Source organism: Aquiflexum balticum DSM 16537, assembly GCF_900176595.1.
GTDB classification, from domain to species: Bacteria; Bacteroidota; Bacteroidia; order Cytophagales; family Cyclobacteriaceae; genus Aquiflexum; species Aquiflexum balticum.
Genome location: NZ_LT838813.1, coordinates 3047772 through 3071675, shown reverse-complemented (window position 1 = coordinate 3071675; position 23904 = coordinate 3047772). Strand labels below are relative to the sequence as shown.

Sequence of the window (23904 nt, the reverse complement as noted above, 5' to 3'; positions counted from 1 at the left end):
CAATAACCATACAAAACCAAAAAAGTCCTGCATAAACAGGACTTTTTGGCATATTTTATTTTCCCGTTTAAATCAGGATTCTGACAGGATCTTCCAATAAACCTTTAAGGGTCTTTAGGAAAGCTGAACCGACCGCACCATCTACCACCCTGTGGTCACATGACAAAGTAACTTTCATGACATTACCAATCTGCATCTGACCGTTTTTCACTATAACCGTTTCCTTAATCCCTCCTACAGCCAAAATACAGGCATCCGGCGGATTGATGATAGCTGTGAATTCCTCTATGCCAAACATTCCCAAGTTGGAAATGGTAAAGGTATTGCCTTCCCAATCCTTGGGCTGCAATTCTTTGTTCTTGGCTTTTCCACCCAGCGTTTTGGCTTCATTGGAAATCTGTGACAATGACTTGCTGTCAGCAAAGCGGATCACCGGAACCAAAAGTCCCTCCTCTACTGCCACAGCCATTCCTATATGGATATGTTCATTGTATCTGATTTTATCACCCAACCAAGAGGTATTTACTTTAGGATGTTGTCTCAGAGCTGCTGCTGCCGCTTTGATCACCATGTCATTGAAGGAGATTTTCACAGGGGAAATTTCGTTCATGCTGTTTCTGGCCTCAATAGCTTTGTCCATATTGATCTCCATGGTCAGGTAGAAATGCGGTGCCTGGAACTTACTCTCAGCAAGTCTTTTGGCGATTACCTTACGCATTTGAGAAACTTTTTCTTCCCTGTAAGATTCCTGACCAACAGCAGGTGCTGAAGTAGCCATGGCAGTAGGGGCCGCTGCGGTTTGGGCCACAGCAGGTTCAAAGTTTTCTATATCTCTTTTGACGATTCGTCCACCTTCTCCTGAACCTTTCACCAAAGAGATGTCAAAACCTTTGTCTTCAGCCATCTTTTTTGCCAAAGGCGAGGCTTTCAATCTTCCATTGTCAGAAGTGGCGGATGTTGATTTAACAGAAGGCTCAGCTGATTTTGATTCAGCAGGTTTACTTTCAGGTGCCTCTGCTTGTTTTTCCTCTTTTTTCTCTTCTTTTGGTGAAGTATCTACTTGAGCATCTTTTGGTTTGTGGGCTTTTAACAATTTCTCATAATCAGCGCCTTTCTCACCTATTATTGCAATGACACCATCAATTTCAACTGATTCACCCGCTTCTACCCCAATATACAACAAAGTACCATCCTCATAGGACTCCAATTCCATAGTCGCTTTATCGGTTTCCACTTCTGCGATGATATCTCCTGATTTGACTTCATCTCCTACCTTTTTCAACCAAGAAGCAATGGTGCCTTCAGTCATGGTATCACTCATTTTAGGCATAGTGATGACTGTGGCATTTATTCCTGAGGTATCGATTTTTTCTGCAGGTGCTTTTTCTTCCTTAGCAGAAATGTTCTCCTCTTTAGCAGGTTCGGGTTTCTCTTCTTTTTTTGCTTCTTTTTTAGATTCTCCCGCTTCACCTCCTTCAATCTCCTTAAGTAAGGAATCAATGTTTTCACCTTTTTCACCAATGATAGCAATAACTCCGTTTACAGGAACAGCGCCCTTTTCTTCTACTCCAAGATGAAGCAAGATTCCCTCTTCATAAGATTCCAATTCCATAGTCGCCTTATCGGTCTCTACCTCCGCTAGAATATCTCCCGGCTTCACTGCATCTCCAACTTTCTTCAACCACGCTGCGATTACCCCTTCTTCCATGGTATCGCTCATTTTAGGCATTCGTATTATTTCGGCCATAAGCTTTTATATCCTATTCAAAATTTAAGCAGGTCAAAAATAGTTCTTAAAATATCTTTATTCAAATTTAATAGTGGTAATTTCAGGATTGTAAAGTACCCGAAGCTCCTTTTTGTTTTAAAATGCCTTTAATAAAAAAAACAGATTACGATTACCCAAAATGGCTTTTCAACGGACATTTACAGACTATTGTACCTGGTCTTTTCAGGAGCCATGTCACTTTACCTTTTGAAAGAGAAAGGGTTAACACTCCCGATGGTGATTTTCTGGACCTTGACTGGCTAAAAAATGACAGCAAAAATCTAGTCATTATCAGCCATGGACTGGAAGGCAATAGCCAACGTCCATACATGATTGGAATGGCAAAACAATTTTTCAGCAATGGATTTGATGTGCTCAACTGGAACTTCCGGGGATGCTCTGAAGAAATGAACAGAAAAGCAATTTTTTATCACTCAGGAGCCACCTATGATCTTGATTTTGTGATTCAGCACGCTGCAAAAGATTATGAATCCATCTATTTGGTTGGCTTTAGTTTGGGCGGAAACCTGACATTGAAATACCTAGGTGAAAAACGGGAAAGAAATCCAAAAATCAGAAAAGGTGTTGCCATTTCGGTTCCTCTTCATTTAGAAAGCTCTTCTGTTCAGATTTCCAAGAGAGAAAATATACTTTACGCCAAACGCTTTCTAACAACACTGAAAGAAAAAGTTGCCAAAAAAGCGGTGTTTTTCCCTGATGAAATCCCGGTGGGAACCTTGCGCAAAATAAAAACTTTAAAGGATTTTGACGATCACTTCACAGGACCTTTGCATGGCTTTGATGATGCACATGATTATTACGAACAAAATTCATCCCTGTATTTCCTTGAGGGTATCCGTGTACCTGCTTTGGTTCTGAATGCACAAAATGATCCGTTTTTAAGCGATAAATGCTTCCCGGTTAAAATCGCCCGACAATTGGAGGCTGTATGGATGGAATTTCCAAAATACGGCGGACATGTTGGATTCAGTCCAAGAAAAAGTGAAGATATCTATTGGTCCGAAAAAAGAGCATTTGAATTTATCACCGGAGATCAGTAATTTTCAAAAAAACCTATATTTACCCCATGTGCGGAAGATATTCATTAAGTAAAAGTAAAATTGAACTGGAGGAAAGATTTCAGGCTGAAATGCTTTCGGACTTCAAACCAAGATATAATATTGCGCCCACCCAATTGGTCCCGGTGATTACATCAGACAGTCCAAAGGGTTTCTCCTATTTTTATTGGGGAATCACACCTGATTTTGCAAAGAACAAACCTGTCTCCCAAAAATTCATCAATGCCAAGGCAGAAAGTGTAAATGAAAAGGTCTCCTTCAAAACTTCTTTTCAAAAAAGACGCTGTCTGATTCCTGCGGATGGCTTTTTCGAATGGAAAAAAATCGGTAAAAAAACAAAAACGCCGTACCGTTTTACCCTTGCCAATGAGGAACCTTTTGCATTTGCTGGAATCTGGGAAGAGTATGAAAATGAAAAAGGTGAAAACAAGCATACCTTTCTCATACTTACTACAGCACCGAATAGCTTGGTTTCTGAAATCCATGACAGGATGCCTGTCATATTGAATCGGGATGATGAAAAAAAATGGCTCGATAAATACAGCAAAGAAGAGGAACTGATTAAGCTATTGGGGACCTATCCCGCCAATGAAATGATCAGCTATACCGTTTCTCCTTTGGTAAATAGTGTCGGCAACGACAGCCCTGCTATTATCAGAAAAACCTCTCCCATGGACCAATTTGGCAATTATACACTATTCGGATAATGGAAAACGTTGCAATTATTGACCTAAAATTTTTGGATACCAATGAGGCCATTGCCAGTTTTTTGGTAGAGACAACTCATGGTCCTATTTTGGTCGAAACCGGGCCGGAAAGCACATTTGAGCAGTTGAAAGAGGGTATAGAAAGAAATGGATATGAATTGGAGGAAATCAAGCATGTTCTCCTCACTCACATTCATTTTGACCATGCGGGTGCATCCTGGAAACTTGCCGAGATAGGTGCCAAAATATACGTCCATCCTGTGGGGGCACCCCATTTGGCTTCGCCGGAAAAACTCTGGAATTCGGCCGCTCAGATTTATGGGGATGATATGGAAAGGCTTTGGGGAAAAATGAAACCTATTCCTGAAGATCAGATTGTTGCAGTCCAACACGAGGAGGAATTGGAGTTTGGTAATATCAAAATAAAAGCTTTGCATACTCCCGGTCATGCCACCCACCATATCGCATGGAAAATGGGAAATGTGATTTTTACAGGTGATGTGGCCGGTGTTAAAATCAATGGTGGCCCTGCAGTGCCCCCTTGTCCTCCACCTGATATCAACATCAGGGATTGGGAAGTCTCATTGGCTATTTTGAAAGCAGAAAAACCGGAATGCCTGTTTTTGACGCATTTTGGAATTATCAATAATGTCAACGAGCACTTGGACAATCTCTGTTACATGCTGCATGATTGGAGTAAATGGATCAAACCTTATTTTGATGCGAACACAGATCAACAAGAAGTCATCCCCCTTTTTATGGACTACACCAAAACCCAATTGGTCGGAGAAGGATGTGACGAAGCATTGATCAAAGTGTATGAATATGCCAATCCCAGTTGGATGTCAGTGGACGGATTGTATAGGTATTGGAAGTTGAAGAGTCAAGGGAGAATAAAATAAAAGTCTTCTCCAAATATTGAATAAAAAAACCTACCAAACCATATAAAATGCTCTTTAAAATTGATTTTTTGGTATTCCCCATTGTATATAAGATATTTGTTTAAACAACCTTGGTGAAAGGTCATCTTGGGAAACCCAAACAACTTTTAACCTTATGAAAAAATCCAGAATAACCGGGATAGGGCATTATGTACCTGAAAATATTATTACAAATGAATACTTGTCTACCATTATGGACACCAATGATGATTGGATAGTGGAACGGACAGGTATTCACGAAAGGAGGTGGTTTACGCCTGGAAAGGATACTGTAACCAGTATGTCAGCAACTGCTTCAAAAATGGCATTGGAAAGAGCGGGCTTATCTGTAAAAGACATTGATTTTATCGTTTTCGCAACCATCACCTCTGATTACTTTTTACCAGGTAATGGCGTACTGCTGCAAAGAGAATTGGGAATGAATGGGATAGGTGCATTGGATATCAGAAATGCCTGCTCGGGATTCATTTACGCCTTGTCTGTAGCAGATCAGTTTATCAAAACAGGTATGTACAAAAACATCCTAGTAGTGGGTGCTGAAATCCAATCATCTGCTTTGGATAAAAGTGATGAGGGAAGGTCAAGTGCTGTAATATTTGCAGATGGTGCCGGGGCGGCTGTTTTAAGTGCTGTAGAGGCGGATGAACCGGGAATTCTTTCTACCCACCTACATGCAGACGGTGCACATGCAGAGGAGCTATATTGTATCGCTCCAAGCAGCAGCAGTAAGGTGAGAGTTTCTGCCGAATTGATAGAAAGAGGAGACTTTTTTCTAAAAATGAATGGAAATGCGGTTTTTAAACATGCCATTGTCCGATTTCAGGAAGTCATTGAAGAAGCTCTGGAGGCAAATGGAAAAGACAAATCTGAAATTGACCTACTTGTACCCCATCAGGCCAACCTAAGAATCAGTAATTATATCCAACAAAAAATGGGACTTCCTGATGAAAAAGTTTTCAACAACATTATGTATTTGGGAAATACTACAGCAGGAACTATCCCCATTGCATTGAGTCAGGCATGGGAACAGGGCCGATTGAAAAGAGGTGATTTGGTATGTTTAGCGGCCTTTGGCAGCGGTTTTGCATGGGCATCTGCATTATTGAATTGGTAAAAAATGACAGTGGAATACTTTGATTTAAAATTATTTGAAGACAAAGAATTATTTGAAAAAATAAAAGCGCAATCTGATCTATATACCCGATTATTTCAACTCATAGCCGATGAATTCCCACAGGAGATGATTATGACCAAGCATCATGAGTCAAAAGGATCTAAAATTTCCATGGGTTACAGGTTAGAAAACTGTCCATACCAAGTGTTGGATATGGTCAGGGATTTTGATGAAAATAAAGGTTGGAATATCAGATTACTGAATTGGTGGGGTCATGGACTTTATTTATTTGTTCTTTACGGAAAGTCTACATTCGAAAAAATGAAATCTTCTATCCAAAGACTGGATAATTCCTATCAAATATCAAATCAACCTTCCCCATGGGAATACAAAAAAATTGTAGATGGGGGAATAAATATAGCATCTATCTCAAATACCAATAATCCATCTCTGTCACGCTATTTTCAGGTTTTCAAGAAAATTGAAACGGATCCTGATTTTGAAAAAACATATTCTATTTTAAAAAAAGAAATTAGGTTTATCTTTGATAATCATTTCTAATCCTTTTCTTATATCGCAAATTAATTTAATTTAGAACCGTCCATTATAACTTACCGTTATTTAGTTCAAACCTGAACGCTTTATTCATGAAATATATTTTTGTACTGATTTCCAGCATCCTGATCAATATCACGTGTTATGCACAGGATGTTACCAATATGGTTGCCCTATATAATTCCGATTCCACTTTAGTTGGAACAGGAATATTAAAAAATGGCGTTATGGAGGGTCTATGGAAGTTTGAAAACCCTAAATCGAATACGCTAGTTCAGACCATAAATTTCTCAAACGGACGCAGAGAGGGTGTTACAACAAGCTTTTTCCCAAACAAAAATAAGAATATTGAAGCAGAATACAGGGAAAATAGACTCAACGGTATATACAGAGAATATGATTCCTCCGGTGCATTGAAAATTGAGATGGTATTCAATGACAGCGTAGCTGTAGGCCCATACAAAGAATATTATGGTAGAGTAATGCAACCGGAGTATATCAACCCAAGACAAGTAAAGACTGAGGGGCAATTCCGTGAGGGTAAAAGACACGGAAAATGGGTTTCTTTTTACAATAACGGTGATCTGGCACAGATAGAAAATTATGAAAACGGTAATTTGGAAGGTCCATATGTCGTCTATGCAATCGGGGGTGAATTAGTGGTAGAGACCAGTTATAAAAACAATTTACCTCACGGCCCTTTTACCAGGTATACTTTTGGGAATATGGTGGAAGAAAAGGGAGAATTTGCAAATGGAAGAACAATCGGGAAATGGATCACCTATTTTCCTGGCACAAGAACTGAAGAATCCGAAAAGTTTTATGATGACAAAGGCAATAAAACCGGCGAATGGAAATTCTACTATGAAAATAAAAGGATAGCACGTATTGAAAAATACGAAAATGATATACCTGTAGGAACTTGGGAGGAATTCTTCCAAAACAGATCACTTTCCAAAAGAAAAACTTATGAATTGGGTCTTCCGATTGGAGAGTATTTAGAATACCATTCCAATGGGAAAATTTCAGTACAAGGACAATATAAAAGTGGCGTAAAAGACGGGCTTTGGAAAAGTTTTTTTCCAGAAGGAAATATATACTCGATCGGAGAGTATAAAAATGATTTGAAAACAGGGCTTTGGAAGTATTTCAATAAAATCGGAATTCTGATTGCTGAAGGTGAATATAATCTCGGGTCAGAAAATGGCCAATGGTTTTATTATTATGATGGGGGGCAGCTGAAGTCGGTAGGCAGTTATTTCCTTGGATTTGAGGAAGGTACGTGGGGCTTATTTTATGATAATAAGCAGTTGACACAGGAAGAATTCTGGAACAATGGACGGCTTATGAACGTAGGGGACTATTATTCATATGATGGATCAAAAACTTTAGAAAAAGGCAGCTTAAAAGATGGCAATGGAACAAGGATCACCTATTATGTTGATGGTACCGTAGAATCTGAAGGAACTTATGCCAGTGGAAAACCGGAGGGGAACTGGACTTATTTTCATGAAACCGGAAAAAAGGCCTCTGAAGGAAATATGATTGACGGTAAAAAAGAAGGACCTTGGCGATACTATAATATCAGTGGTCGATTGGAGCAGATAATCAGATTTAAAAATGATGAAATCGTGGAAGAAGATGGATTGGCAAGCGAAATGAAATTCAGATTCTAACCGCAATAAAACACTTTTGGGAATTACCTGTTATCTAAATAAAAACCATGTTTGGATTATTTAAAAAGAAAACGGAAATAGAAAAGTTACAGGAGAATTATAAGTCAATGATGGAGAAAGCCCATAAACTATCCCATAGTAACAGAACAGAAGCAGACCGATTGATGGCAGAAGCAGAGGAAATAGCAAAAAAAATAGACGAGATAAAGAAAAAACTGGGTTAACCAGTTTTTTTTTCGTGGTCATACTTTATTGTATTTTTTAAATATTAAATATAAACATTAAGTTTGCTAAAACGTTTTTACTAAATATTTATAATTTTTCTTTATATTTTAATCGAACTTATAATATGGAAAGGACGTAAAACTCCACAAAGCACTAAACCATATTATTATGAAAAAGTCATTCCTTTTCCCTTTCAGCTTCATGCTTCTGCTAGGCTTAAGTATGATAAATTGTCATGAAGCGGAAGCTTCTCCGCATTTTGGAGTAAACTTCCAGGTCTTCTACAACGAACTCAGTCCTTATGGTGACTGGGTGATGGATCCGAATTATGGATATGTTTGGATACCCTTTGTCGAAAGAGGATTCCAACCTTATGCAAGCAATGGCTATTGGACTATGACCAATTTTGGAAATACCTGGGTTTCAGATTACGCTTGGGGCTGGGCACCATTTCATTATGGACGTTGGTTTTGGAGCAATTTTTATGGCTGGGCCTGGGTTCCAGGATATGAATGGGGTCCAGCTTGGGTCAATTGGAGGACTGGCGGTGGATATTACGGTTGGGCGCCCTTGGGCCCTGGCATCGGAATAAATGTTTCATTTCATGCCCCCATGTCCCATTGGGTATTTGTACCCCAAAGAAGATTCAGACATAGAAACTTTTACAGATACTATGTGCCGTCATTTCAAATAGCCAATATCTATCAACAGTCCATAGTTATTAACAATACTTATATCCACAATAATCAAACTTATATAGCAGGACCGTCCAGAAGAGAAGTGGAAAGAGTGACAAGGTCAAGGGTCCCTGTGTATCAGGTAAACGATTCTAACAGACCCGGAAGAACAGTAGTGAACAACAACAGCCTGAATGTATATCGTCCACAGATAACAGGAAATGAACCCTCAAAGAATCCTGCCAGACCTTCCAGAGTTTATACGGCTGAGGAATACAAGCATAGGTCAGCAAGCCAAATGAGGTCTACCAGAAGCACTGAAAGCATATCTGGACAGGTAGTAAATCCCGGTAGAAATAACAATGCAGAAATCAGAACAAGCGGACGAACTGCTTCTGGAAACCCATCTATAAATCGACCAACTGGAAATCCTTCAAGTTCTTATGGAAATGAGCGTCTAGGCCAACAAAAAGAAAGATTTTCCAACGCAGGTATGACCAATAGAGGTACCCAACCTAAAGCTTCAAATTCATCAAATATGGGTAAAAGTCCAGCTGTGAATTCAAGAGAGAACATGGGAGTCAACCATCGGGCTGCTTCTACTAACGGTACTACATATAGACAAGCCAAACCTGCCAATCAACAAAGAAGTCCAGCCTCAGTTGGAAGCAAGGCACCAACCAGACAAAACCAACCATTGGTGAAACCACAATCCAACCCTCCAAGAAATTCTGGAACAACTGTTTCCAGAAACAATTCAAATGGCAATGCGAAGTCTGCAACTTCATCGAGAGGAAATACCAGGGGCGGTCATTAAATAAAAAGGGACCGGAATTCCGGTCCCTTTTTATTTTCTTGAAAAATCATCTTCAACCCTGATGATGTCTTCTTCATTTGATGGATTGTCGCGATCAGTATGCATCCAGATTTCGGCTACAATACCCCAGGAATCTCCCCCTACCAGACGGTGTCTTTCTCCCTGTTTCAAATGGATCAGCTCCCCAATTTTCATCTCATTTATAGCTCCTTGCTCATCTGAATCACTCCTAACAATACTTGCTTTACCTTCAATCAGTTTCCAGACTTCCGCTCTCCTATTATGGTACTGCCAGGAAAGTCTTTTTTTTGGCGCAACTAAAAGGAGTTTCGGACTTAGCTTTCGATTAAACTGCTCATCTTCCAAAACCAATTCATTGAAAAATCTCTTTTTGAATTCTTGGATTTGGTTTTCGTCAACTACAAAAAAGCCTCCCCAAGGTCTTTCAAAATCCTTTTGAGAAATTCTTAAACCTTGAGCGTTCAGTTCTTTTTCCAATTTTTTAAAAATCACTTCCTTTGGCGTTTGTTCTTCCAAATATCCGGTTTCTATCATGATACAATTCTTAAATAAGTATTCTACAAACCCAAAGTTACCATTTTAACAAAGATTTAAAATTTCATTTTCTATGGAAAAAAATATTTTCAAATAAAATTCTTTCTTAACTTAAGGTAAATAATGAGTTTATTCTTTATTTAGCCAAACAAAAACAATTTGATATTGCATTTTTTTCAATAAGGTCTTTTGATATTCTGTAAAAATTCTTTTATTGTCTAAATAAATTACAAATAATGAACCTTATTGATCCTAAAAAATCCCTGGAAAAAATATCAGGTGTTGTAGAAACCAAAAGTTACCTCAACAAACTGAAGTTAATCAAGAATCTTTACATCAAAGGGAACAATACTGCTGGCGAAATCTGCAATCAGGTTGGGATTTCCTTACCAACAGTCAATTCCCTGTTGAATGATCTGATGGGTTCAGGGGAAGTGATCAAAAATGGGCGGGCAGAATCCCAAGGAGGCAGAAAACCGGATCTTTATCAGCTGAATAAAGATGCCTTTTATATTCTAAGTGTTGATTTAAATAGATTCAGGTTAAGGGTTGCCATTTATAATAGCTCAAATGAATTGGTAACTGAACCTGAAACCATCAGACTTACCTTGAATAATGAAAAAGAAACATTTGAGAAAATATGCGACGTCATTCTTGAGTATATTTCTAAATGTGACTTAAACCAAGAAAAAATAATAGCTGTAGGTATCTCGATGCCTGGATTGATTGATTCCATACATGGGATAAACCACACCTATTTGAAATTTGGTAAAAAGAGCCTGGTTGAAAATTTCGAATCAAGATTGGGAAGAAAAGTTTTTTTGGAAAATGATGCCCGGGCTATGACTTTAGCAGAATTCAAGTTTGGCCACAATGATAATTTCAAAAATGTATTGGGAATATTTATAGGATGGGGTATTGGTCTCGGTATTCTGATAGATGGGAAGATCTATCAAGGGGCCTCTGGATTTGCCGGTGAATTCAGCCATTCCCCGATTTTTGATTCCAGTGATATCACTTGCAGCTGTGGAAAAAAGGGCTGTTTGGAATCGGTAGCATCTGGAACGGCCATCGTAAGAATGGCAAAGGAAGCAATTACTACCGATTCGGATTCCATTTTGGCAAGATTAGTGAGAGAAAACCAAGGTGAACTTGAGCCTTATTTGGTTGTTGATGCAGCACTTGCCGGGGATCAGAGAGCTATCACCATACTTTCACAAGCCGGACTCGATCTGGGCAGAGGGATTTCTATATTGATTCAGTTGCTCAATCCTGAACTCATTATTATAGGGGGTTCAGTAGCCGAAGCAAAACAATATTTGATCACACCCATTCAGCAGGCATTGAATATTTACAGCATGGCCAAGGCAAGGGAAAATACCCAAATCAGCCTTTATAAATTGGGCAAAGAAGTCGGATTACTGGGAGGTGTAGCCGTTGTCAATGAAAAATTGTTTGAAGATATACTCCAATAATCCATTAAAATCCAATAGTAAATCTCTCCCGTAAATATTCCGTTAAAATAATTGCGCAATCCAAAAGCAACCAAATTCGTTGCGAAACTGACTGAAATGAAAAAGTTGAAATTTCCTTATCCAGCTATTGCTCTTTCTATTTTTTTGATTTTGATCAGTTGGAATTCAGTTCTTTCCCAAAACAAAGCTGAACCTCCTATAGGTATTCTGATAGACAACCTCTTTTATATCACAGAAGTGATGGTCACAGATGTGGCATCACCTCCTGCAGCAGCTAGATTTTATGCATACGCTACTTTAGGTGCACATTTAGCTTGGAATAAAACCAATAATCTAAGAACCGAAGATTTATGCCTTTTTGAATCAAGTAATTTAGAAAATCCTTCTTATGAAGATGCAATTGGTGAAAATTTATCCCCCCACTTCATCGCGACATATTCCATGTTGGAAGTTGGCAAAAAGATCATGCCCTCGGGATTTTTGCTTGAAGAAAAGCAGATAGCGTTAAAAAAAGATTTTACCCGTTCGAAATGGATTAACAAAAAGGACCTGAATGCCAATGTTTCTTTTGCGGAAGATATTGCTGCAGAGGTATTGAAAATTGCCAATGAAGACGGATATTCCTCCTTGAGCACCTTGACAAGATACACTCCCAAAAAAAATGAAGGTCATTGGTATCCAACCCCACCTGCCTATATGGCTGCAATAGAACCTGAATGGAGAACTCTGAAAACATTTTTTCTTCAGGATTTAAAATCATTTAAGCCTGCCCCACCTGCCCCATTTAGTTTGGAAGAGGGAAGCCCATTCAAAAAACAATTATTTGAAGTTATCGAAGTAACTTCTCAACTATCTGATGAACAAAACCTGATTGCCAACTTTTGGGATTGCAATCCATTTATGGTGAGTTTTTCCGGCCATATGGCTATTGGAATGAAGAAAATATCTCCGGGAGGTCATTGGGTTGGAATCACGGGAATTGCCAGTCAAAAAGCAGATTTACCATGGAAAGAAACCATCTACATTCATACCCTAATATCTATGGCCCTACATGATGCCTTTGTCAGTTGTTGGGAAGAAAAGTATGATTCAGACAGGATAAGACCAGAAACTGCTATTCAAAAATATGTAGACCAGACTTGGCGGCCCTTATTGCAAACTCCTCCTTTCCCGGAATATACCAGTGGACATAGTGTGGTTTCAACCACAAGCGCTATGATTCTAACAGATTTTTTTGGGGAAGATTTTGACTTTATTGATGATTCTGAAGTGTACTTCGGACTACCGGAAAGAGCTTTTAAATCCTTTAATCAAGCTGCTGAAGAAGCTGCCATTTCAAGATTATATGGGGGAATCCATTTTAGGGATGCTATAGAGGAAGGAGTTAAACAAGGAAAATTGATTGGTAAAGAAATCCTTCAAAAAACAGGTTCAAAAAAATCAATTGCTGTTGGGAATTAATTACTGAACCAAAACTCTATATTTTTTCTCTTAAATCCTGGTATAAATTTATTGCTGAAAGGGCACCGAAAACAGCACTTTTTTCTCCCAATTGGCTGACTTCAATTACTATATCAAGATCCTGAATTTGAAGATAATGTAATGTTTTGTCCAAAAAAAAGGGATATGCTTTAGAAATGTTCCCACCAAGAATTATTTTATCTGCATGAAATTCCTCTTGTTGTTTAATTATAAAATCAGCAAGGTTTTTTGCAAAAAAATCAAAAACAGATGACCCTTTCTTCATTATTTCAGGATTCGAAACGATTTCCTTTACACCATCTACCTGAATATTTAACTCTTGATAGATCCAATTGACAAACCACCGGCTCGAAAGGTAATCCTCAGCAATACCTGATTTGAATGGTGAACACCAAAGCCCTCCATCTCTGACTATATTTCCGCTTTTGATAGAAGAACCAAGACCTGAACCTAAAGTCAGTCCCAAAATGTTATTTACATTATTTCCTTCCCCAAAATTAACTTCTCCCAATAAAAAAGCTTCCGCATCATTGATAAAAAAAATATTTGATGGAAGAATACCCAAATGACCTGAAAGTTCTTCTCTTAGATTTATACCAAATAGATGTCTGAATTTACCCTGTTTTTCAATTAAACAAATTCCATTTTTATAATCAAATGGGGCAGGTATTGCCAAAGACAACAAATAATCTTCGTTGGGATGAACAAGATCAGTTAAAATAGAAACCCAATGATCCAAAATTATGGATTTGGGTGCATAGGAATCAATGGATTCTCTTTTCAAATCTTCCAATTTGAAAACTGAATCATTTCCAATAAATCTACCCACTGTGATATGAGACCCTCCAATATCACCGGATAGGATTATTTTTTTTGACATAAATAAGATCCCGTTAACTTACAACAACCAGAAATAACTTGCCTGTAAATATACTTTCTAAGAAATAAATTAATGAAATTGGAATGACAGATACTAAAACGATTTATTAAAAATATAATTTATTTTTGACAAATCATCAAAAACAACAGTGTTTACTATCATTTTTCTGTTAATTTGAAGAAGATTCTCTAATATTTAGCTTATTTGGTAAAATAAACTTCTTAAATGAATGTTTAGATTCGTTGGAATCAAGATGATGCAAAATCGCTTCCATCAATTTTTCGGCGATGATTTCCAAAGGTTGTTCAATGGCTGAAATCTTTGGTTTATACAGATTGAAAAAATAATGATCATCAAAAGATACTACTTTCACCTCCTCAGGAACCTTGATTCCAAGATTATCCAAAGCCTGAAGTCCTTCAAATGCCAGGTAGTTGGTTGCAAAAAATACGCCATCAAACCCTTGGTTATTTCTGAAAAATTCGATGATTTTTAGATATGCCTCTTTTTCATCTATGTTGTGAAATTTAATTTTGAAAACAGAAGAAGAAAGATTGTTCTCAGCTACTGCTTTTTGGTAGCCCTGAAGCCTGTCCTTCATTTGCATTTGGTCGGAATCAACAGTCAGAAATGCGATTTTTTTACAGCCATTTTGGATAAGGTGTAAAGTAGCCTCAAAAGCACTTTTTTCATTTTCTACTATCACATAGCTGCAATTAATGGAAGGAACCCACCTATCGAAAAGGACCAATGCCAAATCTTCCTCCAATAATTCCTGAATGGTCGGTTCCAAACCCGGAGTTGGCGTAATAATAAAACCATCAACATTCCTGATTTTAAAGGTATTGATCAATTCTTTTGCCTTCTCAGTATCATTTTCAGTACTGCAATAGATGATTTTATAGCCATTTTTATAGGCTCTTTCTTCTATCATTCTAGCGATAGAGGCAAAAAACTGATTGGAAATATCCTCAATCATAAAAACGATGACTTTGGACTTTCCCAACCTAAGACTCTGAGCCAAATAACTTGGTGTATAACCAACCTCTTTGATATAATTCTGAACCTTTTTGGTCATTTCATCACTTATCCTTTTTTCTTTTGCTTTACCATTAAGGATAAATGAAACAGTTGTAATGGAAATCCCGAGTTCCCTTGCTATATCTTTTATGGAAATTTTCTTTTTTGCCATTTCATATCTATGTTAATTAACAATAGGAAAAGTAATTCAAACAATTTTTTTTTAACTATTGGCTTTGTTGAAATCAGGGGGTCTTGAAACCATTATACATGGCATTAAGCAAAGTTCTTTCATCTGAATCTTCATTGTATTCCCAAAACATAGCCCCGCGCATTTTGTGTTTTTTGATAAATTGAACTTTATTAAAAATCGACTCCGGATCTTCATAAGTTACAAAGATTTTATCAGAAGGATTCCACAAATATGGCGCCTTGGATGAATCATCCCAATAGCGTACATAATCTCCACCGGCAATCAGCTCTTCAATCTCACTATACGGAAATCCTTTCCACCCTTTACCTATTTGATAAAGCCCATTGTTTTCAGGATTGACTTCTTGCCAACTTCTGCCATAAAATGCCATACCCATAACCAGTTTTTCGATTGGGATACCGGCATTAACATGGTCAAAAACTGCATTTTCAGAAGATCTTTTATCTCTATCCGCCGCATACAAATTAGCATGGTGACCCGTTGGATTATTGCCCTGAACTATAAAATCATAAGTCATAATATTGATGAAATCCAAATACTTTTGTGCTTCAGCCATATCGTTGACATCAAGGTATTTCTTGAATCCAGCAGATGCTATAGTGTTTAAATAATAGGTATTGTTCAAAGCCCCAAGACTATCCAATGCCTCCCTGACAGATTTCAGCATAAGTACGAAATTCTCCTTGTCCTCACTCCTGAAAGTATTGTTGTTCCCTGGCAATCCCGGATATTCCCAATCAAAATCCAATCCATCCAGATCATGCCTTATCAGGTAATCTATGGCAGAATCCGTGAATTTTTTACGGGATTCATCTGTCAGCACTGCGTCAGAAAATCCCCCAGACCAAGTCCATCCGCCAATGGAAATAAGGATTTTAAGATCAGGATTGGTGGATTTTAAAGATCTCAACTTTGACAAATTCTCCTTATCTTGTTCTGCCCTGCCCTCACCTTCAATCACAACACCATCTACCACATTGGCAAAAGCATAATTTATATGAGTCAGTTTTTGGGCATGGATTTTTTCCAGATCCACCCCTTTCCAACCTGCTATATATCCAATTATATTATAAGGAGCCGCATCGGTGGCTTCAGGTTCTTGCGCTTTTTTTTGTGGCTGGCATGAAATACTAAACCAAAAAAAGACAAGCAGTGCAGTAACTGATCTTTTGTTCATAAGCTGAATATAACAAAAAAAGGTGCTCGAAAGCACCTTTTTTATATGAATTGATTTTGGCAATTAATTTCCGCCATCCCACCAAGTTTTGGTAGTCCAATTATCACCTCCCATGCGTGAAATTGCAGCGTTCAAAGATTCTGGATTTGTATTAGATTCTCCGGCAGGGTAAGGCTGTCTTCTTGGAATTTGTCCTGAACCAAAATTCCCTGGAAAATTGACCGGTGTCAAAACAGGGAAACCTGTTCGTTTCCAATTGTTCCAAGCTTCCAAGAAATTCACAAAAAGACTGGTTGTTGCCCAAATCTGTTCATTGATCATTTTCAATGATGCATTTGGAGAGCTCACATCCAGTGGATTAGCATTCAAATAAGCAATTGCATCTGCATTGGATACTGTTGCTCCACCAAATTTTCCAATGGAAGTAAAGGCAGCCGCTACACCATTTCTGTAGAAATCCGCTGCCGATCCGGAAGTAAATCCTCGGACAGCCGCATCAGCCAACATCAATTGAACCTCTGCATAAGTCAAAATGAAAACGGGGGCATTCCTTCTCCTGTAAATTGCTGTTGGTCTTGAGTAAGCTCCAATTGGAGCTAGGTCAGCACCAGAACCTGTTCCACCAGGGAAATCAGGATGACCTGAAATATCAAAATCACCACCTCTTAGGTCAAACCCGTTTGGCAAGCCAATTTGAGCAGCAGGATCATTGTTTCCTACTACCCCACCATTCCTGTTAGCGGCAAGTCCTGGAGGGGGTACTTCAGCCACAATACTCAAACGAGGATCATTGGTAGCTTTCAAGTAATCAATCATAACTTTAGACCAACGCACCTCATAAACATCATCTGGGACATTCAAAGCATTGGCACTTGTATTAGAATACCCATTCGCTTCATCAGAGGGAACTAAAGCATCATCGTCAGGTGATGTAAAGACGCCACCGGCTACTGCTTTTTGAACCCAGGACTGGGCTGATGAAGAACTTACATTAGTCAAACGCAATCCCAACTTTAGCATAAGGGAATATCCAAATCTTCTCCATTTGGCAATATCACCCCTATACATAACATCATTTCTTATCGGATCTCCTGAAGGAGTAATTGAATTCAATGCTGCTTCAAGATCAGTAAGCATCTTATTATATACCTCTGTCTGGGTATCATACTTAGGTTGAGAAATACCTTCCTGAGCTTTAAGCGCCTCTGAATAAGGAATATCACCGTAAGTATCCGAAACAACGGACAAAGCACTTACTTTCATGATCTCACCAACAGCATTAAGATTAGTTAACCCTTTTTCTTGTGCCAAAATTTGCAACTGATTCACTCTTGAACCAAGTTGAAATCCATTGTTCCAGTTACCTTCAATGTAGCTGGGTGTGCTTGAAGAAATCACATATTTATCTGCGTTGGAATAGTAGTTGGCTCCTCCTGTTGAAGTAGAGGCCAAGGCCTGAATCCACATACTTTGAAATAAGATAGGGCCTGAATATCCCGTAAGCAAATTACCATGCTGATAACTAATGGTAGGTAGGAGCAGATTTGGGTCGAAAACCGAAGCACCAGGCCTGTTTGGATCCGTATTTAGCTCTTCAAATCTCTCATCACAAGATGTAACTAATAAAAAGCTACTGAGTAGAAATAAACTGATATATTTTTTCATAATTAGTGCAATTTGAAGTTTAGGTTGAAGCCAATAGAACGTGTAGTTGGCAGAGCGGTACCTTCAATACCTAAGAAGTTAATATTCGATCCGAATTGAGCTTCAGGATCTATATTATCAGCTTTTCTCCACAAGATGGCCAAATTTCTTGCAACAATCGATGCTGTCAAGCCTTTCAAGATTGGAACAGACCTGAACATAGATTCTGAGAAGGTGTATCCCAATGTAAGCTGACGAAGTTTGATGAAATCACCATCGACTACACTCGTACGGGTCACATTCTGAACCAGTGCTTGGTAGTAATTTTCAGCAGGGGCAGTAAATTCACCTGTCGTCACGCCGCCTTCTCTACCAACTAGTGTATTTTTATGTAATCCACGGAAGTGTGAATTAAACTCAGTCGCTGACAATACTTTGTTTCCGAAGCTGCCATCTATCAAGAATGTGAAAGAAACTTTCTTGTAAATGAATTCGTTGTTCCAACCTCCATAATGAGTAGGAAGTACTGAACCCCAATTTTTAAGTTCTCCACGGACAGGAAGACCTGCTTGGTTCACAACAATATTTCCTTGGGCATCATATTGATAATCAAATGCTCTGATTTGAGGACCTGGAAGCCCTGGCACATATGCTGTTACTGCATTACCAAGCGTAGACCTGTTTTGACCGAGATTTATTGGAGTATTGGCTAAGTTTGTATTCAAAACTTCATTTGTCACGTTCGTGAAATTGATCATAGATTTCCAAGTAAAGTTCTGGGTTTGAATAGGAGTTCCCGAAATCATTAACTCCAAACCTCTGTTATTTACAGATCCTGTAGCTACCACAGCACTTCCGAAACCTGATGCAATACTGGTACTTGCAGGTAAGATCTCATTGTTAGTTGTCTTGGTAAAATAAGCAACGTCAAAAGAAAGTCGGTTTTTAAAGAAGACAAGATCAAAACCTATTTCTATTTCATCAGTTGTGAATGGTTTTAAGAAAAGGTTTGGCAAGGAAAGCGGTGATGAACCTGCGGCAACCCCGTTAAAAGTATTCGCAGAACTGAAATAAAACTGGGTTTGATATGCATCAAATGGTTCACCACTTGTCACTGCATAGCTGGTCCTAAATTTAGCGAATTCCAGCGCTGGAAGATTCAAAAATTTATGAAACAAGAAAGCTCCTGTAACTGATGGGGAGAAAATGCTGTTATTGTCAGTAGGTAAGGTACTATACACATCATATCGCCCAGTCGTGGTCAAAGTCAGGAAGTCTTTATAGCCAAAGCCTAATGAGTAAAAAGCCGAAGCAACTTCCCGCTCATTGAAAGCATACCCCCTATTAAATACATCAACATTAAATGGAGAGTATAAACCAGGGATTACAAATCGAGAACCCCCGACACTGACTTGTTCAAATCTATTGTTCCGGAATGTTCCCCCTGCCAATCCATCAAAGATAATGTCATTGGTTAAATTGAATTCCGTTCCAAAAATCGCATCAATATTCGTTTCTGACCTTGTTGACAATCCCCTTGAATTAAGGTTACCTCTTTGTTCCTGTGTATAAGCTAAACCTGTGGGTTCAACCGAAAAGAAGTCATCATTTGATACATCATGACCAACTCTAAACAAAGCATAAGTCTTGGGAGCAAAACTATACTTGGCTGATAGCGCTGAAATAGTTCTTTTTCTTCCTCTGTCATTGATTCCTTTTGCAGTGATGAAGTATGGGTTAGTTACGAATATATCGTCACTAAAGACAACTTCACGTCCATTTTCATCATAACCCGGTGCAAAAATACCTGGATTAATATTTGGGGCTAGTAACAAAAAGTTATTAGGGTTTCTAGGTCCATCACTTAAAAATGGAATGTTTGTACTTTGTTGATCAAGATAATTGATCATTGCTGAAATATTCAACTTATCAGTAATGTTTTGATCCACATTTAAATTGATACTTAATCTGTCCACACCACTGTTGGGTACAATTGATTCTGATCTTACATCAGAAATAGACATCCTAAAAGAACCGTCCTTTCCAAGTCCTTTGGAAACTGCAAGTGTATTGGTAATGTTAGTTCCTGTTCTGTAAAAATCCTTCCAATTTTCATCAGCTGGTTGATAAGGATATTGATTACCATCAAAACCTATCACATTTCCCCCCATTCTCTCTCCCCATGCAAAACGCCCAGTTGTTTGTGCGTCTGTGGCAGTTTGAGGTCGCCTACCTCCAGTACCTTGACCATATTCTTGTTGGAAGTCCGTGAAATCCATGGCCTGTTCTGTCATCACGTTTAAATTGTAAGTAAGAGACCAATCACCTCCTCTTTTTGAACCTTTAGTTGTAATCAAAATCACACCATTGGAAGCTCTTGCGCCGTATAAAGCAGATGCTGCCTGTCCCTTAAGAACTGTCATTGATTCAATATCATCAGGGCTTAAATTACCAATTCCGTCTCCATTATCACCTCCACCCCATTGACCGGAGGAACCAAGCTGTGTATTATCCATGGGTATCCCATTGATTACAAACAATGGAGAACCTGTACCGGAGATACTAGGAAGACCTCGAAGAACTATATTTGCGGTACCTTGTGGCCCACTGTTTGTTCCTCTTACAACTAGGCCTGCTACCTGACCTGTAAGTGAGTTGGCAATATTTGGTTCCCGGGCAAGATCCATTTGATCACCTCCGACGGTGGTTATGGAATAACCAAGTCTTTCCTTTTCTTTAGGTAATCCAAGGGCGGTAACCACCACTTCACTTAAAGCGGTCGCATCTTCCGTTAAAGTTATATTTAACTCAGACATATTACCAATTACGATTTCTTGGGATTCGAAACCTATAAAAGAAAAGACCAATGTGGTAGTATTGGTTACCGAAATTGAATACATACCATCCAAATCGGTGGTAGTACCCGTTTTTGCTTCTTTGTCCAGGACGTTCACCCCTGGAATCGGTTCTCCGGTAGCATCAACAACTCTTCCGGTAAGAACCCGCGACTGGCCAAATGCCTCCATACCTGAGGCAAATATCAAGACCATCGCTAGCATTAATTGTACAAATTTGTTCATAGGATTTAATTAAGTGTTACTTCATTTAATTTTTAGTTGTTTAGTTTGAAATATAATATGGCAATTGAAATTTTGATTTTCACGGCATTCATAATCATCATCAAAACGTTTATCTACTTTACTTCAACAGATTAGAATAAAATACTGTAAAACTATAATTAAGACAAATCTTGACTTTTGTAAAAATATAAAAAATATATTAATGAGAAAATTATTTAATATTTTTTTTATAAAAGTATTCAGACTTTTATTATTTATTAGATTTAATAAAACGGTTTAGCAAATAATTTTAGTAATTAACACTAATTTATTGTCGCTTTGTAAAAATTTAAAGTAAGTAGTATTAGAAATTATATGAATTTTAATAAACCCTTCAAAAATTAAATCAATTTATTCTGACAAATTCATAAACTCATCGATAAAAAATAATTTTTTATATAAAAAAGTCAAATTAGGACAAAAAAGACTTACCTGAAGAACACAAAAGGTAAGTCAAAAAAAGAACCGCACTATGGCGGTTCTTAAAATTATTTGATAAATAGCATTTCCCGGTATTTGACCAATGGCCAAAACTCGTCGTCTACTACCAATTCAAGCTTATCAACCGAATATCGGATTTTATCAAAATAAGCATCTTTCACTTCCACCCCATATCCTTTTGCTCTTTTGACGATATCTTCCTCTTTGTTCAGTTTTTTTCTTGCCTCGGTCATCTCATAGACATTCTTTTTTAGTGACTCTAAATGTCTGCTGATTTCTTTGACTGTTTCTATTGCAGCAGTATTGTCAAGTCCCAAGCCTTTAAGACCGTTGGCATTTTCTATCAATTTATTTTGATAAAGTATCGCAGTTGGAATTACATGATTCAGTGCAAGGTCTCCCATCACCCTTGATTCAATCTGTACTTTCTTGATATAATTTTCCAACATGATTTCATGTCTTGCATGAACTTCAACCGGATTCAGCACGCCATGTCTGGAAAACAAATCAACAGTTCTTTTATCGTGATAGACATCCAAAGCAAAAGGAGTACTTTTCAGATTGGATAATTTTCGCTTTTCCGCTTCCAAAGCCCATTCCTCAGAATATCCGTCTCCTTCAAATCTGACTTTCTTACTTTCTTTGATGTATTTCCTCAGAACATTGACAATAGCAATCTTTTTTTCCTTACCTGAATTGATTTCTTTCTCAATGTCTTTGGTCAGAGATTTCAATACCTCAGCCACAATCACATTCAATACTGTCATAGGACCGGAAGAATTTGCACTGGAACCTACTGCTCTGAATTCAAATTTATTTCCTGTAAATGCAAAAGGAGAAGTCCTGTTCCTGTCTGTATTATCCAATATGATTTCAGGAATTTTGGAAATACCCAATTTCATATACATGTTATCCCCTTTCTCGATTTTGACATTACCGTTCTTTTCCAGTTCATCCAATACAGAAGTTAATGTAGACCCAAGAAAAACGGACATAATAGCCGGAGGAGCTTCATTGGCACCAAGTCTGAAATCGTTGCTGGCTGAGGCAATGCTTGCACGCAATAAGTCAGCATAATCATATACAGCCTTTACTGTAGCAATCACAAAAGTAAGGAACTGAAGGTTTTCCCTAGCAGAATTACTGGGTTGGAAAAGATTGACTCCTGTATCTGTAATCAAAGACCAGTTGTTATGCTTACCGCTTCCATTTACACCTGCAAAAGGCTTTTCATGGAACAAGACCTTTAAACTATGCTTTTCTGCAACCTTGTCCATCAAATCCATCAACAATTGATTATGGTCAACTGCCTTGTTGATTTCTTCAAAAAGAGGGGCAACTTCAAACTGTCCCGGAGCTACTTCATTATGACGCGTGGAAACAGGAATTCCCAACTTATGTGCTTCAATTTCAAAGTCAACCATAAAATCCTTAACTCTGGTAGGTATTGAGCCAAAGTAGTGGTCTTCCAATTGCTGACCTCTTGCCGGATTATGACCGAAGACTGTTCTCCCGGACATGACCAAATCAGGTCTTGTAGCAAAAAGAGCTTTGTCTATCACAAAATATTCCTGTTCAACCCCTAAGGAAGGAATCACTTTCTTGACATTCCTGTCAAACAGCTGACATACCTCTACCGCAGCTGCATTGATTGCTTCCATGGATTTTAACAATGGGGTTTTGTAATCCAATGCTTCACCGGTGAAGGATACAAATATGGTAGGGATACAAAGCGTCTTGTCAAAAATAAAAATCGGAGAAGATGGATCCCAAGCGGTGTACCCTCTTGCTTCAAATGTGGAGCGAATACCTCCATGTGGAAATGATGAAGCATCAGGTTCCTGTTGAACCAATGCCGAACCTTTGAATTTTTCTATACCTGCATGTGCATCAAAAAACGCGTCGTGTTTTTCCGCAGTTGATCCTGTCAAAGGCTGAAACCAGTGAGTGTAGTGTGTTACAGATTTGGACAAGGCCCAAACTCTCACAGCTGATGCTACTTCTTCCGCTGTAGCCGGATCTATCTTGCTACCTTTATCAATAGCTTCCATCACTTTTTTAAATACTGAAGGAGCTAGTGATTCTTTCATCTGTTTGATTCCAAAAACATGACTTCCAAAGAAATCTGATATTTTTGAAGAAGGGGGATTTACAAAAGTTCTTTGTCTTCCCTGCGCGATTAAAAGCGCACTTTGTCTTAATGTTGCCATTTTCTACAATAAGTGGTTTGATTTTACACCCACAAAAATATGAAATAATATGAATTTCTAAGTTTATCCGCTTTTTTTGAGGCCATTTTTCTGAATTTTTACATTTTTTATAAAAAAACCAGATAAAT

Annotated in this window: 18 protein-coding genes; 10 read left to right on the top strand and 8 right to left on the bottom strand. The window is 38.2% G+C overall.

Annotated elements, in window-relative coordinates; translation table 11 throughout:
- Positions 1-67: 67 nt before the first annotated feature.
- Positions 68-1747 (bottom strand): pyruvate dehydrogenase complex dihydrolipoamide acetyltransferase, encoded by a 1680-nt coding sequence (locus tag B9A52_RS13020; protein ID WP_084120876.1) that lies wholly within the window; start codon positions 1745-1747, stop codon positions 68-70.
- Between the two features lie 122 nt (positions 1748-1869).
- Between B9A52_RS13020 and B9A52_RS13015 the strand changes: the two genes are divergently transcribed.
- The 8 genes from B9A52_RS13015 to B9A52_RS12985 all read left to right on the top strand — a co-directional run bounded on the left by B9A52_RS13015 (position 1870) and on the right by B9A52_RS12985 (position 9559).
- Positions 1870-2829: a YheT family hydrolase gene (locus tag B9A52_RS13015; RefSeq protein WP_084120875.1), complete on the top strand. Its 960-nt coding sequence runs from the start codon at positions 1870-1872 to the stop codon at positions 2827-2829.
- Between the two features lie 26 nt (positions 2830-2855).
- Entirely contained in the window at positions 2856-3554 is a 699-nt protein-coding gene (locus B9A52_RS13010; RefSeq protein WP_084120874.1) for an SOS response-associated peptidase, read from the top strand.
- Positions 3554-4456 (top strand): MBL fold metallo-hydrolase, encoded by a 903-nt coding sequence (locus tag B9A52_RS13005; protein ID WP_084120873.1) that lies wholly within the window; start codon positions 3554-3556, stop codon positions 4454-4456. Before B9A52_RS13010 ends, B9A52_RS13005 begins: the two co-directional genes overlap by 1 nt.
- Positions 4457-4610: 154 nt before the next feature.
- A complete protein-coding gene (locus tag B9A52_RS13000; protein WP_084120872.1) occupies positions 4611-5609 on the top strand; it encodes a 3-oxoacyl-ACP synthase III family protein in 999 nt (332 codons plus the stop codon).
- A gap of 3 nt (positions 5610-5612) precedes the next feature.
- Positions 5613-6170: a hypothetical protein gene (locus B9A52_RS12995; RefSeq protein ID WP_084120871.1), complete on the top strand. Its 558-nt coding sequence runs from the start codon at positions 5613-5615 to the stop codon at positions 6168-6170.
- Between the two features lie 86 nt (positions 6171-6256).
- Positions 6257-7840: a toxin-antitoxin system YwqK family antitoxin gene (locus B9A52_RS12990; protein WP_084120870.1), complete on the top strand. Its 1584-nt coding sequence runs from the start codon at positions 6257-6259 to the stop codon at positions 7838-7840.
- Positions 7841-7887: 47 nt separating this feature from the next.
- A complete protein-coding gene (locus tag B9A52_RS25545) occupies positions 7888-8064 on the top strand; it encodes a Lacal_2735 family protein (protein ID WP_157370147.1) in 177 nt (58 codons plus the stop codon).
- Between the two features lie 169 nt (positions 8065-8233).
- A complete protein-coding gene (locus B9A52_RS12985) occupies positions 8234-9559 on the top strand; it encodes a DUF6600 domain-containing protein (protein WP_084120869.1) in 1326 nt (441 codons plus the stop codon).
- Positions 9560-9589: 30 nt separating this feature from the next.
- Here the strand turns inward: B9A52_RS12985 and B9A52_RS12980 are convergent, their stop codons facing one another.
- Positions 9590-10114, bottom strand: a complete 525-nt coding sequence (locus B9A52_RS12980) for a cupin domain-containing protein (protein ID WP_084120868.1) — start codon at positions 10112-10114, stop codon at positions 9590-9592.
- A 236-nt stretch (positions 10115-10350) separates the two neighbouring features.
- Here B9A52_RS12980 and B9A52_RS12975 point away from each other — a divergent pair, with 236 nt between their 5' ends.
- Positions 10351-11589, top strand: a complete 1239-nt coding sequence (locus B9A52_RS12975; protein ID WP_084120867.1) for an ROK family transcriptional regulator — start codon at positions 10351-10353, stop codon at positions 11587-11589.
- 96 nt (positions 11590-11685) lie between these two features.
- Positions 11686-13050, top strand: coding sequence for a vanadium-dependent haloperoxidase (locus tag B9A52_RS12970; protein ID WP_084120866.1), 1365 nt, complete (start codon positions 11686-11688; stop codon positions 13048-13050).
- A gap of 16 nt (positions 13051-13066) precedes the next feature.
- Here the strand turns inward: B9A52_RS12970 and B9A52_RS12965 are convergent, their stop codons facing one another.
- The 6 genes from B9A52_RS12965 to B9A52_RS12940 form a co-directional block, all read right to left on the bottom strand.
- A complete protein-coding gene (locus B9A52_RS12965; RefSeq protein WP_084120865.1) occupies positions 13067-13951 on the bottom strand; it encodes an ROK family protein in 885 nt (294 codons plus the stop codon).
- A gap of 169 nt (positions 13952-14120) precedes the next feature.
- Positions 14121-15143 (bottom strand): LacI family DNA-binding transcriptional regulator, encoded by a 1023-nt coding sequence (locus B9A52_RS12960; RefSeq protein ID WP_084120864.1) that lies wholly within the window; start codon positions 15141-15143, stop codon positions 14121-14123.
- Positions 15144-15216: 73 nt separating this feature from the next.
- Complete coding sequence (locus tag B9A52_RS12955; protein ID WP_084120863.1) at positions 15217-16362, bottom strand: glycoside hydrolase family 18 protein; 1146 nt, start codon at positions 16360-16362, stop codon at positions 15217-15219.
- Between the two features lie 63 nt (positions 16363-16425).
- Entirely contained in the window at positions 16426-18027 is a 1602-nt protein-coding gene (locus tag B9A52_RS12950) for a SusD/RagB family nutrient-binding outer membrane lipoprotein (protein ID WP_084120862.1), read from the bottom strand.
- A 2-nt stretch (positions 18028-18029) separates the two neighbouring features.
- Positions 18030-21086 (bottom strand): SusC/RagA family TonB-linked outer membrane protein, encoded by a 3057-nt coding sequence (locus B9A52_RS12945; RefSeq protein ID WP_084120861.1) that lies wholly within the window; start codon positions 21084-21086, stop codon positions 18030-18032.
- Positions 21087-21613: 527 nt separating this feature from the next.
- Positions 21614-23776 carry a glutamine synthetase III family protein gene (locus B9A52_RS12940; RefSeq protein ID WP_084120860.1) on the bottom strand — a complete coding sequence of 721 codons (2163 nt, stop codon included), beginning with the start codon at positions 23774-23776 and terminating at the stop codon, positions 21614-21616.
- Between the last annotated feature and the right edge of the window lie 128 nt (positions 23777-23904).